The sequence below is a fragment of the Holophagales bacterium genome, assembly GCA_016719485.1.
In the GTDB taxonomy this organism is placed as follows: Bacteria; Acidobacteriota; Thermoanaerobaculia; order UBA5066; family UBA5066; genus UBA5066.
The window spans coordinates 1-14,783 of the sequence record JADJZB010000033.1 but is presented as its reverse complement, the minus strand read 5'-3'; the positions used below and the strand labels follow the sequence as shown (position 1 = coordinate 14,783).

Genomic DNA, 14,783 nt, shown 5'->3' with positions numbered 1-14,783 from the left:
CCCGACTCCTGCAAGAAAAAGCCGCATGCAGAGCCTCCCCCCTTCCCGCGCCGGCCGGGGGGTCTTCGTACCCCTCGCCCTGCTGCTCCTCGTCGCCGCCTGCAGCCCTGAAGTCACCGAGGCCCCGAAGGCCCCGGCTGGACCTGCGGGCCGGCTCGGGACGGCCGTCGTGTCGGGGCGGGTTGCGCTGACCGGGGTGCCGCCCGTCAACGACAAGGTGACGATGACGACCGATCCGTTCTGCGCCGGCCACAACCCGGGCGAGACGGAGCTGCCGGCCTACGCCGTCGGCGCCGACGGCGCCCTCGCGAACGTCCTTCTCCGCGTCACGGCCGGGGTGACGGGCGTCTACGCCGCGCCGGCGGAGGCGAAGCAGCTCGACCAGATCGGGTGCGCGTTCTCCCCGCGCGTCCTGGCGCTGATGACCGGCCAGCCGCTCGACATCGTCTCGTCGGACGCCACGCTCCACAACGTCCACGCCGCGGCGAAGCAGAACCAGCCCTTCAACCTCGGCATGCCCGCTCCCGGCACACGCTACACGCGGACCTTCGGCAAGCCCGAGATCGTCCCCTTCAAGTGCGACGTCCACCCCTGGATGCGCGCCTGGGTCGCCGTGGTTCCGCACCCGTTCTTCGCGGTCACCGGGCCCGACGGCCGCTACGAGATCCAGGGGCTCCCTGCCGGGTCCTACGCCGTCGAGGCATGGCACGAGAAGCTCCCGCACAGACGTTCACCGTCACCGTCACCGACGGCGAGACGACGGTCCACGACCTCACGTTCACTGCCGCCGCCGCCCCGCCCGCATGAGACCCGAGGACGAAGGAGCAATGGAACCCGGCACGTTCGTCCGCGTCGCAACGCGCACCGTCGCCGTCTCGGTCTTCCTCCTGCTCGTCGCGGGGGCTCTCGTGACCTCGACCGGCTCCGGGCTCGCCGTCCCCGACTGGCCGCTCTCCTACGGCAAGCTGATGCCGCCGATGGTGGGAGGAATCCTCTACGAGCACGGCCACCGGCTCATCGCCGCCACCGTCGCGACGATGGTCGGCCTGCAGATCCTCGTCCTCGGCTTCGGCCGGACCGACAGGACGACGTTCCGCCTCGGCCTCGCCGCCTTCGGCGCGATCCTCGGGCAGGCGGTCCTCGGAGGGATCACCGTCCTCTTCCTCCTTCCGCCCGCCGTCTCTTCCGCGCACGCGGGGCTCGCCCAGATCGTCTTCGCTCTCACCGCGACGATCGCGCTCCGCACGTCGCGCACCTGGAGCCGCTTCACCGAGCAGGCGCCGCGCACCGCCCCGGACCCCGCCGCGCTCTCGAGGGCTTACCGCCTCGCGCTCCTGGCCGCCGGGGCGAGCTACGTGCAGATCCTCCTCGGCGCCATCGTCCGGCACACGGGCGCCGGGCTCGCCATCCCCGACTGGCCCCTCTCCTTCGGCAAGGTCGTGCCGACAGGGGCCGACTGGGCCGCGAGCGGCGTTATCGCCCACTTCGCCCATCGGACGTTCGCCTGGGTCGTCGTCGCCCTCGTCGTCGCGGCGGCCCTCGCGCTCCGGAAGCTGCGCGGCGTCCCCGCCTTCGGAACGCTCTGGGCTCTCTGGCTCGTCCTCCTCGGCGCGCAGGTCGCTCTCGGCGCGACGTCCGTCTGGACCGCGAAGGCCGTGGCGATCACCTCGGCCCACCTGGCCGTCGGAGGCCTCCTCTGGATCACGGGAGTCCTCGCGGCGGTGCTCCTCGCCCGCCTGGGAGCACTTTCGACGGCCCGCGCGTCGTCCGAGATCCCCGCGGGCGACGGAGCTCCGGCGGCCGCATGAAGCGGCACCTGTCGGACCTTCTCGAGCTGACGAAGCCGCGCATCACGGTCTTCGTCGTCCTCACCGCCTTCCTCGGCTTCGCCGCGGGCACGGACGGCCCGCTTGCGGGCCTCGACGCGGTCCTCCTCCTGCACACGCTCCTCGGCACGGCCCTCGTCGCCTCCGGCACGAGCGCCTTCAACGAGATCGCCGAGATCGACCTCGACCGGCGGATGGCACGCACCGCCACGCGGCCCCTCCCCGCGGGGCGTCTCTCCTTCGCCGAGGCGGTGGCCTTCGCCACGGTCCTCTCCGTCCTCGGCGTCGGCGAGCTCTGGTATTTCGCCAACGGCATCACCGCGTTTCTCGCGGCTCTCACGCTGACGAGCTACGTCTTCGTCTACACGCCCATGAAGACCCGCTCGCCCCTCTCCACGATCGTCGGCGCCATTCCCGGCGCCCTGCCGCCGCTCGGCGGCTACACCGCCGCCGCGGGGGCGATCGGCGCGCCCGGCCTCGCACTCTTCGCCATCCTCTTCCTCTGGCAGATGCCGCACTTCTACGCCATCGGCTGGAGGCACCGCGGGGACTACGGAGCCGCCGGCTTCCGGATCCTCTCGACCGTCGACCCCACGGGGCGCAGCTCCGCGCGCCACGCCCTCGCGTTCGGCCTGCTGCTCGTCCCCGTCAGCGTCCTGCCGACGTTCCTCGGGACCGCGGGCCTCGTCTACGCCGCCGGAGCCCTCCTCCTCTCGGCCTGGTTCGCGGGCACCGCCGTCCGCTTCTTCCGCGAGACGACCGACGCGGCCGCGAAGTCGATGTTCCTCGCCTCCATCGCCTGGCTCCCGGCGATCGTCGTCCTCCTCCTCGCCGACCGCGTCACGGGCGGATGAGCGCTCTTCCCCTCGTCTCTGTCGAGGGGCTGAGCCGAACGTACGGCGACCGCCTCGCCCTCGACCGCGTCTCCTTCGACGTCGCGCCGGGCGAGCTCTTCGCCCTCCTCGGACCGAACGGCGGCGGCAAGACCACCCTCTTCAAGCTCCTCGCGACGCTGATCCCCCCGTCCGGGGGGACGTTCCGCGTCGACGGCCTCTCGCCCGACGGCTCCCTGCGCGAGCTGCGCCGCCGGCTCGGCGTCGTCTTCCAGTCGCCGAGCCTGGACCGCAAGCTGACCGTCCAGGAGAACCTCCTCGTCCACGGGGCGATCCTCGGCCTCGGCGGGCGCGCGCTCGGCACCCGTGCCGGCGAGCTCCTCGCGCGGATGGGCGTCGGCGACCGCGCGAAGGACCTCGTCGAGACCCTCTCCGGGGGCCTCGCGCGCCGCGTCGAGATCGCCAAGGCGCTCCTCGGCGCCCCGAAGGTCCTCCTCCTCGACGAGCCCTCCACCGGCCTCGACCCGCTCGCGCGGCGCAGCCTGCGCGCTCTCCTCGCCGAGCTCGCCCGAGGCGGCACCACCGTCCTCCTCACGACGCACCTCTTCGACGAGGCCGAGGAGGCGGGGCGCATCGGCATCCTCGACCGCGGCCGCCTCGTCGCCCTCGGCGCCCCTTCCGACCTGAAGCGCGAGGTCGGCGGCGACGTCCTCGTCCTCGCGACCGACTCGGACGAGGAGGCCGCGGCCCTCGCGACCGAAGTGAGCGCCTCCCTCGGGCCGGACCTCGCGCCGAAGCCGGGCCGCGTCGCCGCCGTCGGCGCGACGGTGCGCGTCGAGCGCCCCGACGGCCCCGCGCTCGTCCCCGTCCTGGCGGCCGCATTCCCCGGGCGCTTCCGCTCCCTCACGCTCGGCGCCCCGTCCCTCGAGGACGTCTTCGTCGACCGGACCGGCCACCCCTTCGAGGAGGCCGGGGCCGTCGACGGGAATGACGGGAGGGTCGCGTGAGGGCCGCACGCGCACTGGCCTGGCGAGAGGTCGTCCGCTTCCTCCGCCAGCCGAGCCGCATCGTCGGGGCCTTCGCGCCGCCGCTCGTGGCCTGGCTCCTCCTCGGCGCCGGCTTCGGCTCCTCGTTCCGCGTCCCGGGCGGGGGCGGCGCGAGCTACGTCGCGTACTTCTTTCCCGGCACCGTCGTCCTCGTCGTCCTCTTCGCGGCGATCTTCTCGACGATCTCCGTCATCGAGGACCGGCGCGAGGGGTTCCTGCAGGCCGTCGTCGTCTCGCCGGTCTCCCCGCTCGCCGTCGCGGCCGGGAAGATCGCGGGCGGCACGCTCCTCGCCCTCGCGCAGGGAGGCGTGCTTCTCCTCCTGGCGCCCGTCCTCGGATACACGCCGTCGGTGGCGGCGCTCGTTCCGGCCCTTCTCGTCCTCGCGTTCGTGGCGCTCGCGCTCACGGGCCTCGGCCTCGCCATCGCCTGGATGCTCGAGTCGACCCAGGGCTTCCACGCGATCATGAATCTCTTCCTGATCCCGATGTGGTTCCTGTCGGGCTCGTTCTTCCCCGCCGAGGGGGCTCCCACCTGGCTGCGGGCCGCGATGGCCGTCAATCCCCTCACCTACGGCGTCGCCGCCCTCCGCCACGCCCTCGACCCCGGGGCGTCCGGCCTCCCGTCGTCCGGCCTCTCCGTCGCCGTCACGTTCGCCTTCGCCCTCGGCGCCGTCCTCGTCGCCGCCGCCGTCATCAACCGGTATCCTGCCGGTCCCGACCGCGCCGCGCTCCGCACCCGGAGGAAGAAGCCGTGAAGTCCGATGCCGCCGCTGGGCGGGTCTCCCCCGCCGTCGCCACCGTCCTCGTCGTCCTTCTCCTCGCCGTGGTCGCGGCGGGCCTCTGGCTCGTGATGAGCCGCCCCTCGGGCGGCCCCGACCTTCCCCGCCTCGGCGCGGCGCCCGAGTTCACTCTCGTCTCCGAGCAGGGCAAGACGGTGACGCGCGCCGACCTCGCAGGAAAGGTCTGGATCGCCGACTTCATCTTCACGCGGTGCGGCGGCAGCTGCCCGATCCTCTCCTCGCGAATGGCCGCGCTCGCCGAGCGGACGGCCGCGGTGCCCGCAATCCGCTTCGTCTCCTTCGGCGTCGACCCCGAGTACGACACTCCCGAGATCCTCGCCGAGTACGGACGCAAGCTCGGCGCCGACCCCGCACGCTGGACCTTCCTCCACGGCGACAGGCCCGGCATCCGCGCCCTCATCAAGGACGGCTTCAAGCTCGCCATCGAGGACGGCGTCGCCGACAGCGTCGAGCCGATCCTCCACTCCACGCGCTTCGTCCTCGTCGACGGCGAGGGGACGATCCGCGGCTACTACGACGGCATGGAGCAGCCCCCGGTCGACCAGCTCGAGAAGGACGCCCGCGCCCTCGCGGCGGCGCTGCCGGAATGACGGTGAGCTTCACCGACCTCCCGACCGTCAACGCCATCCTGAACGGCACGGCTGCGACGCTCCTGCTCGCGGGCTTCTTCCTGATCCGCTCCGGCAGGCGCGAGGCCCACCGGCGCGCCATGACCGCGGCCTTCGCCTGCTCGGTCCTCTTCCTCGTCTCCTACCTCGTCTACCACGCCGCGGTCGGGAGCGTTCGCTTCCAGGGGACGGGCGCCGTCCGGACGGTCTATCTCTCGATCCTCCTGACGCACACGGTCCTCGCCGCCGCCGTTCCGTTCCTGGCGGTCGGCACGCTCGTCCTCGCGCGCAGGGAGCGGTTCGAGAGCCACCGCCGGCTGGCCCGCGTCACCCTCCCCATCTGGCTCTACGTCTCCGTCACCGGTGTCGTCATCTACCTCATGCTCTACCGCATGAGCTTCTGACGCGGCCTGTCCCGCCGGGCGAGAGGCCCCCGCCGCGACGGGTTCAGCGGGGCGGAACGCCCCGGGCGGGGCTCGCGGCCGCCTCGCGGACGATCCGCGTCACCGTCTCGACCCCCTCGGCGAACCAGTCGACGCGCATCCTCTCGTTCACGCCGTGGATTCCCGCCGCGTCGTAGTAGTTCACGCGAAACGGAAGCGCCCCGTATGCCTGGATCCCGCGGGAGCGGAAGACCCGGTTCTCCGAAAGCCCGGGACCGAGGACGGGAGCGACGACGGCGCCCGGGAAGCGGCTCACCAGCACGCTGCGCAGCACCGTGTAGAGCCCCGTCTCCGGCGACGCGGCCTCGCCCCTGGCCGAGAGGAGCGTCGTCACCTTCACGCCCGGGTCGTCGATCACCTTCACCGCGTCGGCCAGGAACGCCTCCGGGCTCGTCGAGGGGAGCAGGCGCACGTCCACCTCGGCCCAGGCCTTCTGCGGATGGGCGTTCACCGCGTCGCTGTCCGTGCCGAGGCGGGTCACCGACACGGTGTCGGAGAGGAGGAGCCTCTGCCACGGAGTGACCCGCCGACGCACGCCCTCGGGATCGCGCGCCACGTCGGCGGCGATGCGGCGCAGCGCCGCGGCCTGGTCGGTCAGGCGCACGCGCGCGAGCGCGGCGAGCTGCCGCTCGAGGACCGGCTCGAGGCGCACCGGCCTCGTCATCGCGGCGAGGCGCGCGGCGGCCCGGGCCACGCGCACGGCCGGACCCGACTCGTCCGCGGACGCCGCGTGCCCGCCCGCCCCACTCGCTTCGAGACGCAGCCAGAGCGCCCCCTTCTGCTGCACCTCGATGCCGAACCACCGGGCCTTGTCGACGATCGTCTCGACGTCCCCCCCCTCGCCGAGGACCTCCCCGACGCCGGCGAGCCAGGCGGGCCGCTTCTCGTACACCGCGGAGACTCCGAGCCGCCCGCCCCGCTCCTCGTCCGCCGTCGCGAGGAAGACGACGTCCCGCGAGAGGGCCTTTCCCGAGCGCTTCAGCGCCAGGAACGCCTCGAGGTGGGCGATGCCCAGCCCCTTCGTGTCGAGGACGCCACGGCCGTGGAGGAGAGTTGTCGTTGAAGACGGCCGCCGCGAACGGCGGGCGCAGCCAGCCCGCGGCGCTCGCCGGCACCACGTCGATGTGATGGTGCAGCACCAGCCCCGGAGCGCTGCCCGTCCCGCGCAGCCTCGCGTACAGGTTCGCCCGGCCGGGCTCCGGCTCGAAGATCTCCGACGCGACGCCGCCTTTCGCGAGGAGCTCCTTCAGGTAGAGCGCCCCACGGATCTCGTTGCCGGGCGGGTTCGTCGTGTCGAGGCGCAGGTAGGCGCGGAGCCTCTCGACGGCCGGGGGAAACGCGCCCGCCGCCGCCGGACCTCCCGCGGCGATCAGGCCGAGACCGGAGAGGAGGAGCAGTGCTCGGGAGCGCGACACGCCCGAAGCTTATGCGATGGCAAGATCCGCGCGTGCCGACCTGGGCCGACCTCCTCGCCGAAGGGCGTTCCCTTCTTTCCTCCCCCTCGTTCGCGCCCTACGAGGCCGAGGAGCTCCTCGCCTTCGCGGCGGGGCGGCCCCGGGCCTGGTTCCACGCCCGGCGGCGCGAGGAGGCGGACGCCGGGGACGCGGCGCGCTTCCTCGCCCTCGCCACGCGCCGCGCCTCGGGAGAGCCGCTCCAGTACCTCCTGGGCGAGTGGGAGTTTCTCGGACGCACGTTCCGCGTCGACCCGCGCGCCCTCATTCCCCGCGGCGAGACCGAGGCCATCGTCGAGATGGCCCGCGCCGCCGCGCCCGCGGCCCGTGCGATCCTCGACGCCGGCACCGGGAGCGGCATCCTCGCGGTCTCCCTCGCCCTCGAGAGGCCCGAAGCGCACGTCGTCGCCGTCGACCGCTCCGAGGCCGCGCTCGCGCTCGCGCGGACGAACGCCCGCCTCCACGGCGTCTCCCGGCGCGTCTCCTTCGTCGCCTCCGACTGGCTCTCGGGCCTGGCGCCGCAGCCCCTCTTCGACCTCGCCGTCGCGAACCCCCCCTACGTCCCGCGCCTCGACGCGCCGCACATCGACAGGACCGTCTCCGACCACGAGCCGCATCTCGCCCTCTTCGGCGGCGACGACGGCCTCGACGCCGTCCGCGTCCTCCTCCGGGAGCTCCCCGAGAGGCTCCGGCCCGGAGCGCCGTTCCTCTTCGAGATCGGCTACGGGCAGGCCAGCGAGGTGAGCGGACTCGTCGAGGCGTCGCCCCTCTTCTCGCTCGAGGACGTCCGCCTCGACCCGGCCGGGATCCCGCGTACGGTCGTCGCCCGGCGGCGATAGCAGGGCGCCGACGGACCCCGTTCCGTCGCCGACCCCGTACTAAACTCCGCCCGCTTTGGACGCCTTCCTCGTCTCCGGCCCCTGCCGCATCTCCGGCGAGCTCGCCGTCTCCGGCGCCAAGAACGCCGCGCTTCCGGCCGTCGCCGCCGCCCTCCTCTCCGAACGCCCCGTCTCGCTCGACCGCCTCCCCGCCGTCGCCGACATCCGGACGATGAAGAAGCTCCTCTCCGGCATGGGCGTCATCGTGTCGGGCGAGGCGCCGGGGACCGTCACGCTCGACGCTTCCCGCATCGTCTCCACCGAGGCGCCCTACGACCTCGTCCGGACGATGCGCGCCTCCATCCTCGTCCTCGGCCCTCTCCTCGCCCGGTTCGGCGAGGCGCGTGTCTCGCTTCCGGGCGGGTGCGCCATCGGCGTCCGCCCCGTCGACCTCCACATCATGGCGTTCGAGGCCATGGGGGCGCGCATCGCCGTCGAGAAGGGGTACATCCACGCGCACGTCTCCCGCGTCGGCCCCGGGCGCGGGCGGCTCACCGGCGCCACGGTCCGCTTTCCGCAGGTCACCGTCACCGGCACCGAGAACGTGATGCTGGCGGCGACCCTCGCCCGTGGCGTCACGACGATCGAGAACGCCGCCCGCGAGCCCGAGGTCGTCGACCTCGCGACGCTCCTCGTCTCGATGGGGGCACGCATCTCGGGTGCCGGCACGGCGACGGTCGTCGTCGAAGGGCTCGAGGCTCTCCCCGGCTCGCTCGGTTCCGCACGCCGTCCTGGCAGACCGGATCGAGGCGGGGACCTACGCCACCGCCGCCGCGATCACAGGGGGCGACGTCACGCTCCGCGGCGCCCGCGAGGAGGATCTGCCCGCCTTCGTCGCGGCCCTTCGCGCCGCCGGCGCCGACGTCTCCGCCGGCGAATCGGGCCTTCGCGTCTCGCAGAGCGGCCCGCTCCGCCCCGTCGACGTCGAGACCGCCCCGCACCCCGGTTACCCGACCGACCTGCAGGCCCAGTGGATGGCGCTGATGACGCAAGCCGAGGGGCACCTCGCGCGTCGTGGAGACGATCTTCGAGAATCGCTTCCTCCACGCCGCCGAGCTCGTCAGGCTCGGCGCCAGCGTCCGTGTCGAGGGGCACACCGCCTGGGTCACGGGCCCGGCGCGCCTCGAGGGGGCCACCGTCACCGCGTCCGACCTGCGCGCCTCGGCGGCGCTCGTCCTCGCCGCCCTCGTCGCCGAGGGAGAGACCCTCGTGAGGCGCATCTACCACCTCGACCGGGGCTACGCGGCGATGGAGGAGAAGCTCTCCTCGCTCGGCGCCCGCGTCGCGCGCGTCGCGGGGTGAGCGGCATGCGGCGCGGGGTTTCGTGCGCGGCGCTCGCCGCCGCCGCGCTCCTCGCGCTCGCGCCGGCGGCCGCGCAGACGTCCGCGGCCGTTGCCCGCCCCGCCGCCTCCACACCGGCGCCGGCGCCAGCCCCCGCGCCGCGCGTCACGGCCGAGGTGCTCCGGTCCCTCGAGCGCGACGCCGCCGAGGCGGCCCGCGCCGAAGACTGGCCAGACGTCCTCGCCCACCTCGGACAGCTCTACCGCCTCGCCCCCGCGCGCTACGCCGACGGCCGCTTCGACTTCCTCGCGGCGCGCGCCCTCGCGGGCCTCGGCCGCCTCGACGAGGCGCTCGTGAGGTTCGAGCGCTACGTGGCGACGGGCGACCTCTTCGACGTCCCGGCGCGCCTCGCCGCCGCGCGATTCCGTTTCCAGAAGGAGACGGCCTCGGCGCCCTCGAGCTCCTCTTCCCGCTTCTCCAACGAAAGGAGGGGGCCGTCGCCCGACGCGCCCTGCGCACCGCCCTCGACGCCCTCGAGACCCGCTTCGACCCGGTCGCCCTTTCGCGACTCGTGGCCGCGCAGCCGCAGACGCCGGCCCGCGAGCGGCGCCGTCTCCAGGCGCTCCGGGCCGAAGGGCTCGAGCGCGAAGGGGCCGCCGCGGAGGCCACGGCGCTGCGCCTCTCCCTCCTCGCCGAAGGTCGGCGCGACGACGCCGCGGCGACGCTTCTCGCCCGGGAGCTCAAGGGAAGGGAGCCGAAGGACCTTCCCGACGCCGTCCTGCGCCTCCTCGTCGACACGGCGCGCTCCCAGCGCGACCTCGAGCTCGCCGAGCGGCTCGCTGCCGAGCGCGAGCGGCGCGCCCTCGCCGGTCGCGACGCCGCCGAGACCGCGACCGCCCGCTTCGAGCTCGCCCGCCTGCGCGGCTCCCGCGGCCGATTCGCCGAGGCCGCAAAGGGGCACGAGACGCTCCTCGCCGCGCTGCCGAAGACGTTCTGCGCCCCGCGCGACAAGAAGGACGACGGCTACGGACGGCCTCCTTCGCCGGCCGCGTCCGATTCAACCTCGGTGCAATGAAGGAGAAGCTCGGGGACCTGGACGGCGCCGTCGCCGAGTTCCGCCGCGTCGAGCTCGGCCTGGCCGGGCCCGCCGGCCTCGCCGTTCTCCAGCGGGCGCGCCTCGAGATCCGGCGCGGCCAGCTCGACCGCGCCGAGGAGCTCCTTCTCCGGCCGAAGATCGCGGCGGAGGCCGGCCGTATCGAAGCGCTCCTCCTCCTCGTCGAGAGGCGCGCGCAGGCCGGCGACGGCGCAGGGGCCGCCCGGGCCCTGGCGCCGGTCGAGGCGCTCGCGAAGGCGCGCCGCCTCGAGGAGCCCTGGGCTTCGGAGATCGCCTTCTGGAGGGGCCTCGTCGCTCACACGCGGCGGCTCCCCGAGGCCGCGCTCGCCAGCTGGGCGTCGGTCCTCGCGTCGGTCCCGGGCTCTTTCGCCGCCGAGCAGGCCGCCGCCCGCATCGCCACGCTCCCCGCCGGCGTCCGCGAGAAGTTCGTGAAATCCTCGCGCAGCGAGGGCGAGAAGCTCCTCTCGTCGGGGAACTCCCGCGCGGCCCGCGAGCGCCTCCTCCCCGCGGCGATGCTCGGCGACGCCGCCGCCCTCGCGTCCCTCAGGCTCGCCTACTCGCGCCTTCCTGGCTACGCGGAGATCCTCCTCGCCCCCGAGCTCCCCGGACGAGACTCTTCCAGACCTCTGCGGCGACGCCGCCGCCTGCCGGCTCCAGCTCGGCCTCGCCCAGGACGCCGAGCCGATCGTCCGCGACGCGCGCCGGCTCGACACCCTCCTCGGCTGCCTCGTCGCCGCGCGTCTCGCCGAGGACGCCGACGCGGGCCCCGCGGCGCTCGAGGCCGCCGACGCCCTCTCCCGAAAAGTCCTGCGCGACTTTCTCTCGACCTCGCCCCGCGCACCGTCCGCCGCGGCCTCGCCCCCCGCCCCTTCGACCGTCTGGTCGCGCAGACGGCGGCCGAGCTGGGCGTCCCGAGGGATCTCCTCTACGCCGTCATGCGCCAGGAGAGCCGGTTCGACCGCGAGGCGGCCTCTCCCGCGGCCGCGCGCGGCCTCATGCAGCTCACTCTCCCCGCCGCGGGCGAGGCGGCGCGCGAGCTGAACGAGGAGCCCCCCGCCTACGCCGAGCTCTACGACCCGGCGCGTTCGATCCGCCTCGGGGCGCAGACGCTCCGCTCGCTTCTCGACCGCTTCGGCAACGATGCCGCTCTCGCCGCCTCTGGCTACAACGCCGGCGCCGGCCAGACCGTCCTCTGGAGCGGCGGGAGCGACCGGCCGGCCGAGGCGCTCCTGGCGGCGATCAGCTACACCGAGACACGCACCTACGTGCGGCGCGTCCTGGCGAACCGCCGGGCCTACCGGCTCGCGCTGCCCGCCGAGGAGTCGATCGGCGGACGGCGGTAGACGAGGACCCGCGTCTTCGCGCGGAGCCCCTCCGTCCACTTCTCCACCTCCTCGTTGAGGAGGCGTTCGCGCTGGAGCTCGCGGACCTGGTCCTGCACCTCGGCGAACGGAGGGAGCGTCTCCACGCCCTGCGCGGCGGCCTCCGTCCGGAACGGCCCGTCGTAGAAGGCCCGCATCCCTCGTCCGTCACCTTCACCGTCGGCAGGAGCCTCGCGGGCGTAGCTCTCGAGGGCCATGCCGCGCCGGATCCAGTCGCGCACCTCGTCGCGGCTCGTTCGCGCCCTCTCCAGCACGCGGTCGAACGGCTCGCCCGCCCCCGCCTCGTAGCGGGCCGCCACCACGTCGAGCTTCGCGTTCACCTCCGCCGGGTCGGGCTCGAGGCCCGTGAGGAGGCGCAGCTCCTTCTCGCGCAGCAGCTCGACGACCCGCAGGTCCAGAAGCCGGTCGCGGTAGGCGAGCTCGGCCTCCCCTTCCCGCCGCGGCAGGAACCCGATCGCCGCGAGCCGCGAGATCTCCCCCTCCAGGACGACCTCGTGCCGACGACCGCCGCGATCCGGTCGAGCGTCACCGCCGGCCCGGTCGTCGGCGGCGGAGGATTCTCTGCCGCGGCGGCCCCGCCCGAAACGAGAGCGAGCAGAAGGGCGGCGGCGAAGATCCCCATCGACCCGATCGTACGACGCCCGGCCGGCGCGCGGCGGCCTTGCCCATCGGTTCCCGCTGGTAGCATCCGGGAGTGACCTCCTCCGCTGGCGCCCCCGGGCGCCTCCTCGTCGTCGCCACTCCCATCGGCAACCTCGAAGACCTCTCCCCGGGCTCTCGCGGCCCTGCGCGACGCGAGCCTCGTCCTCTGCGGAGACACCCGCCGCACCGGCAACCTCTTCGCCAGGTACGGCGTCACGACGCCGCGGGTCTCCTGCCACGAGCACAACGAGTTCCGCCGGATTCCCGAGATGCTCGAACGCCTCGCGGCGGGCGAGACGCTCGCGCTCGTCTCCGACGCCGGCACGCCGGGCGTCTCCGACCCGGGACGCCTCTCGCCGCGGGCCGTCGCCGGAGCTGGTACCGCGTCGAGCCGATCGCGGGGCCCTCGGCCGTCGCCGCGATCCTCTCCGTCTCGGGCTTTCCCGCGATTCCTTTTTCCCTCTCGGTTTCCGCCCCCGCGCCACGGCGAGCGATCCGCTGGTACGCGCGCTTCGCCGCGCGATGAGACCCGCATCTCTTTCGAGTCCCCCTTCCGCATCGTGGCCTCCCTCGAGGAGATGGGCCGCGCCTGGGGCGATCCGCAGGTCTGCCTCGGGCGCGAGCTGACCAAGCTCCACGAGGAGATCCTGCGCGGCACCGCGTCCGCAGTTGCGGCGATCCTCGCGAAGCGCCCCGGGATCAAGGGCGAGATCGCCGTGGCCGCCGCGCCGTCGCCGCAGCGGTGCCCACCGGCCCGTCGGAGCTGCCGGAGGGCGGTCCCGACGGGGAGCCCCTCGACGACGACTCCGCCACCGGCGAATGAGCCAGCCCGCCGTCCGCGTCCGCGACCTCGTCAAGACGTTCGAGGTCACACGGAAGTCGCCCGCCTTTCGCTTAAGGCGCTCAAGGGGCTCTTCCGCGCGGAGACGACCTCACCGCCGTCGACCGCGTCTCCTTCGACCGACCGCGGCGAGATGGTCGGCTAAATCGGCCCGAACTGCGCGGGAAAGTCGACGACCATCAAGATGCTCACTGAATCCTGACGCCGACGTCCGGCGAGGTCTCCGCCCTCGGCTACGTCCTCGGCGCGACCGCCGTGCCTACACGAAGTCGATCGGCGTCGTTCGGCCAGCGGACCCAGCTCTGGGGACATCGCGGTCGTCGAGAGCTTCCGGCTCCTGCGCGAGATCTACGGCGTTCTGAGGCCGACTACGCCAGGAGGATGAAGGTCTTCGACGACCTCTCGACGTCGGGCGCCTCCTCCCGCAGCCGGTCCGCAAGCTCTCCTCGGCGAGCGGATGCGCTGCGACCTCGCCGCCTCGCTCCTCCACGAGCCGACGCTCCTCTTCCTCGACGAGCCGACCATCGGCCTCGACGTCGTCGCCAAGGCCAACGTCCGATCGTTCCTCAAGGAAGCGAACAAGCGCCTCGCCACGACCGTCATCCTCACCACGCACGACCTCGACGACATCGAGGAGCTGTGGGAGCGCGTCGTCCCCATCGACCACGGGCAGGTCCTCTGGGACGGCAGCCTGCGAGGCCTGCGCGACCGGCACCTCCTCGAGGCGCGCATCCGCTTCGACTTGAACCTGATCCCGCGGGCGACTCCGGCCGAGCTCGCTGTCGGCCTGTGAGGCGCGCGGCGCGCGTCTCGCAGGGCCGGTACCAGATCGTCGTCGACAAGCGCGAGGTCTCCACCGCCGACGTCCTCCGGGGGGTCGTCCGCGACCTCCCCGTCCTCGACCTCGCAGTCGGCGAGCCCGACATCGAAGAGGTCGTCGCCCGCATCTACCGCGAGAACGCCGCACTCCGCAAGCCCGCTGAGGACGCTCCTGGCCGAGGGCGGCGCTCCCGGCGTCGTCGCCCATCGCGGCGTCCGCCGGGGCTGAGGCGGCGGACAGAGAGATGTCCGAGACGACCGCCCTCGCCTTCGCGCGGCCCGCCTTCGCCTTCGCGCGGCCCTACCTCGCCTTCGCGCGCACGCGTCGTTCCTGAACCTCCCGCCTACCGTGCGCGCTTACTTCGTCGGCATCCTGACGTACTTCTTCAACGCCAATGTCTGGTACTACATCTGGCGCGCCCTCTTCCACGAGAAGGGCGACGGCGCTACGCTCGGCGGTTTCACCTTCCCGCAGATGCTCACTTACGTCACGACGGGTGGCCCTGCGCAGCATCTACTTCAATGAGGTCGACCGCGAGATCGCGAGCCGGGTCCGCGAGGGGCGGCTCGTGATGACGCCTTACCAAGCCCGTCGACATCCGGGCCATGACCCTTCCTCGCAGGCGCTCGGCGAGAGCGCCTTCCGCCTCGTCCTCTTCACGGTCCCCATCGGCGTCCTCCCCGGCCCGGTCTACCTGGTCCTTCCGGGCTTAATGAGCCCGGCGGCCTTCTGTCTCTTCCTTCTCTCGGCTCCTTCCCGGCCTCCTCGTCGGCGCCATCAACTTCTGCGTCGGCCTCGTCGCCATCCGCACCACGTCG

General features: G+C 73.6%; 15 protein-coding genes and 1 pseudogene. 13 read left to right on the top strand and 3 right to left on the bottom strand.

Annotated elements, in window-relative coordinates; translation table 11 throughout:
- Positions 1–348 precede the first annotated feature (348 nt).
- Entirely contained in the window at positions 349–516 is a 168-nt protein-coding gene (locus IPN03_24160) for a hypothetical protein (protein MBK9376722.1), read from the bottom strand.
- A gap of 311 nt (positions 517–827) precedes the next feature.
- Between IPN03_24160 and IPN03_24155 the strand changes: the two genes are divergently transcribed.
- From IPN03_24155 to IPN03_24130, 6 genes are read left to right on the top strand one after another with little or no spacing between them, the layout of a single operon-like run.
- Positions 828–1,808 carry a heme A synthase gene (locus tag IPN03_24155; GenBank protein MBK9376721.1) on the top strand — a complete coding sequence of 327 codons (981 nt, stop codon included), beginning with the start codon at positions 828–830 and terminating at the stop codon, positions 1,806–1,808.
- Positions 1,805–2,680: a protoheme IX farnesyltransferase gene (cyoE, locus tag IPN03_24150; GenBank protein MBK9376720.1), complete on the top strand. Its 876-nt coding sequence runs from the start codon at positions 1,805–1,807 to the stop codon at positions 2,678–2,680. The genes IPN03_24155 and cyoE overlap by 4 nt, the downstream gene beginning before the upstream one ends.
- The gene (locus tag IPN03_24145; GenBank protein MBK9376719.1) at positions 2,677–3,666 is read left to right on the top strand and encodes an ABC transporter ATP-binding protein; all 990 of its coding nucleotides are present in this window, start codon (positions 2,677–2,679) and stop codon (positions 3,664–3,666) included. Before cyoE ends, IPN03_24145 begins: the two co-directional genes overlap by 4 nt.
- The gene (locus tag IPN03_24140) at positions 3,663–4,460 is read left to right on the top strand and encodes an ABC transporter permease (protein ID MBK9376718.1); all 798 of its coding nucleotides are present in this window, start codon (positions 3,663–3,665) and stop codon (positions 4,458–4,460) included. The genes IPN03_24145 and IPN03_24140 overlap by 4 nt, the downstream gene beginning before the upstream one ends.
- Positions 4,457–5,095: an SCO family protein gene (locus tag IPN03_24135; GenBank protein MBK9376717.1), complete on the top strand. Its 639-nt coding sequence runs from the start codon at positions 4,457–4,459 to the stop codon at positions 5,093–5,095. The genes IPN03_24140 and IPN03_24135 overlap by 4 nt, the downstream gene beginning before the upstream one ends.
- Entirely contained in the window at positions 5,092–5,517 is a 426-nt protein-coding gene (locus IPN03_24130) for a DUF420 domain-containing protein (protein MBK9376716.1), read from the top strand. Before IPN03_24135 ends, IPN03_24130 begins: the two co-directional genes overlap by 4 nt.
- A gap of 43 nt (positions 5,518–5,560) precedes the next feature.
- On the opposite strand, the gene IPN03_24125 is transcribed toward IPN03_24130, so the two are convergent.
- Positions 5,561–6,685 carry a M20/M25/M40 family metallo-hydrolase gene (locus IPN03_24125; GenBank protein MBK9376715.1) on the bottom strand — a complete coding sequence of 375 codons (1,125 nt, stop codon included), beginning with the start codon at positions 6,683–6,685 and terminating at the stop codon, positions 5,561–5,563.
- 318 nt (positions 6,686–7,003) lie between these two features.
- Between IPN03_24125 and prmC the strand changes: the two genes are divergently transcribed.
- The 4 genes and pseudogenes from prmC to IPN03_24105 all read left to right on the top strand — a co-directional run bounded on the left by prmC (position 7,004) and on the right by IPN03_24105 (position 11,623).
- Complete coding sequence (gene prmC / locus IPN03_24120) at positions 7,004–7,846, top strand: peptide chain release factor N(5)-glutamine methyltransferase (protein MBK9376714.1); 843 nt, start codon at positions 7,004–7,006, stop codon at positions 7,844–7,846.
- Positions 7,847–7,901: 55 nt separating this feature from the next.
- Positions 7,902–9,187, top strand: a pseudogene (murA, locus tag IPN03_24115) (UDP-N-acetylglucosamine 1-carboxyvinyltransferase).
- Positions 9,188–9,737: 550 nt separating this feature from the next.
- Positions 9,738–10,241 (top strand): hypothetical protein, encoded by a 504-nt coding sequence (locus IPN03_24110; protein ID MBK9376713.1) that lies wholly within the window; start codon positions 9,738–9,740, stop codon positions 10,239–10,241.
- A complete protein-coding gene (locus IPN03_24105) occupies positions 10,238–11,623 on the top strand; it encodes a lytic transglycosylase domain-containing protein (GenBank protein ID MBK9376712.1) in 1,386 nt (461 codons plus the stop codon). The genes IPN03_24110 and IPN03_24105 overlap by 4 nt, the downstream gene beginning before the upstream one ends.
- On the opposite strand, the gene IPN03_24100 is transcribed toward IPN03_24105, so the two are convergent.
- Entirely contained in the window at positions 11,575–12,543 is a 969-nt protein-coding gene (locus IPN03_24100; protein MBK9376711.1) for a hypothetical protein, read from the bottom strand. The genes IPN03_24105 and IPN03_24100 overlap by 49 nt on opposite strands.
- A gap of 321 nt (positions 12,544–12,864) precedes the next feature.
- Here IPN03_24100 and IPN03_24095 point away from each other — a divergent pair, with 321 nt between their 5' ends.
- The 3 genes from IPN03_24095 (at position 12,865) to IPN03_24085 (ending at position 14,490) form a co-directional block, all read left to right on the top strand.
- Positions 12,865–13,290, top strand: coding sequence for a hypothetical protein (locus IPN03_24095; GenBank protein ID MBK9376710.1), 426 nt, complete (start codon positions 12,865–12,867; stop codon positions 13,288–13,290).
- A gap of 312 nt (positions 13,291–13,602) precedes the next feature.
- The gene (locus tag IPN03_24090) at positions 13,603–13,938 is read left to right on the top strand and encodes a hypothetical protein (GenBank protein MBK9376709.1); all 336 of its coding nucleotides are present in this window, start codon (positions 13,603–13,605) and stop codon (positions 13,936–13,938) included.
- Between the two features lie 375 nt (positions 13,939–14,313).
- Positions 14,314–14,490, top strand: coding sequence for a hypothetical protein (locus IPN03_24085; protein ID MBK9376708.1), 177 nt, complete (start codon positions 14,314–14,316; stop codon positions 14,488–14,490).
- Positions 14,491–14,783 lie beyond the last annotated feature (293 nt).

Coding starts and splice junctions, on each gene's coding strand:
- IPN03_24090 (MBK9376709.1), top strand. CDS start 13,603: ATGCGCTGCGACCTCGCCGCCTCGCTCCTCCACGAGCCGACGCTCCTC.
- IPN03_24155 (MBK9376721.1), top strand. CDS start 828: ATGGAACCCGGCACGTTCGTCCGCGTCGCAACGCGCACCGTCGCCGTC.
- cyoE (MBK9376720.1), top strand. CDS start 1,805: ATGAAGCGGCACCTGTCGGACCTTCTCGAGCTGACGAAGCCGCGCATC.
- IPN03_24105 (MBK9376712.1), top strand. CDS start 10,238: ATGAAGGAGAAGCTCGGGGACCTGGACGGCGCCGTCGCCGAGTTCCGC.
- IPN03_24160 (MBK9376722.1), bottom strand. CDS start 516: ATGCCGAGGTTGAAGGGCTGGTTCTGCTTCGCCGCGGCGTGGACGTTG.
- IPN03_24145 (MBK9376719.1), top strand. CDS start 2,677: ATGAGCGCTCTTCCCCTCGTCTCTGTCGAGGGGCTGAGCCGAACGTAC.
- IPN03_24130 (MBK9376716.1), top strand. CDS start 5,092: ATGACGGTGAGCTTCACCGACCTCCCGACCGTCAACGCCATCCTGAAC.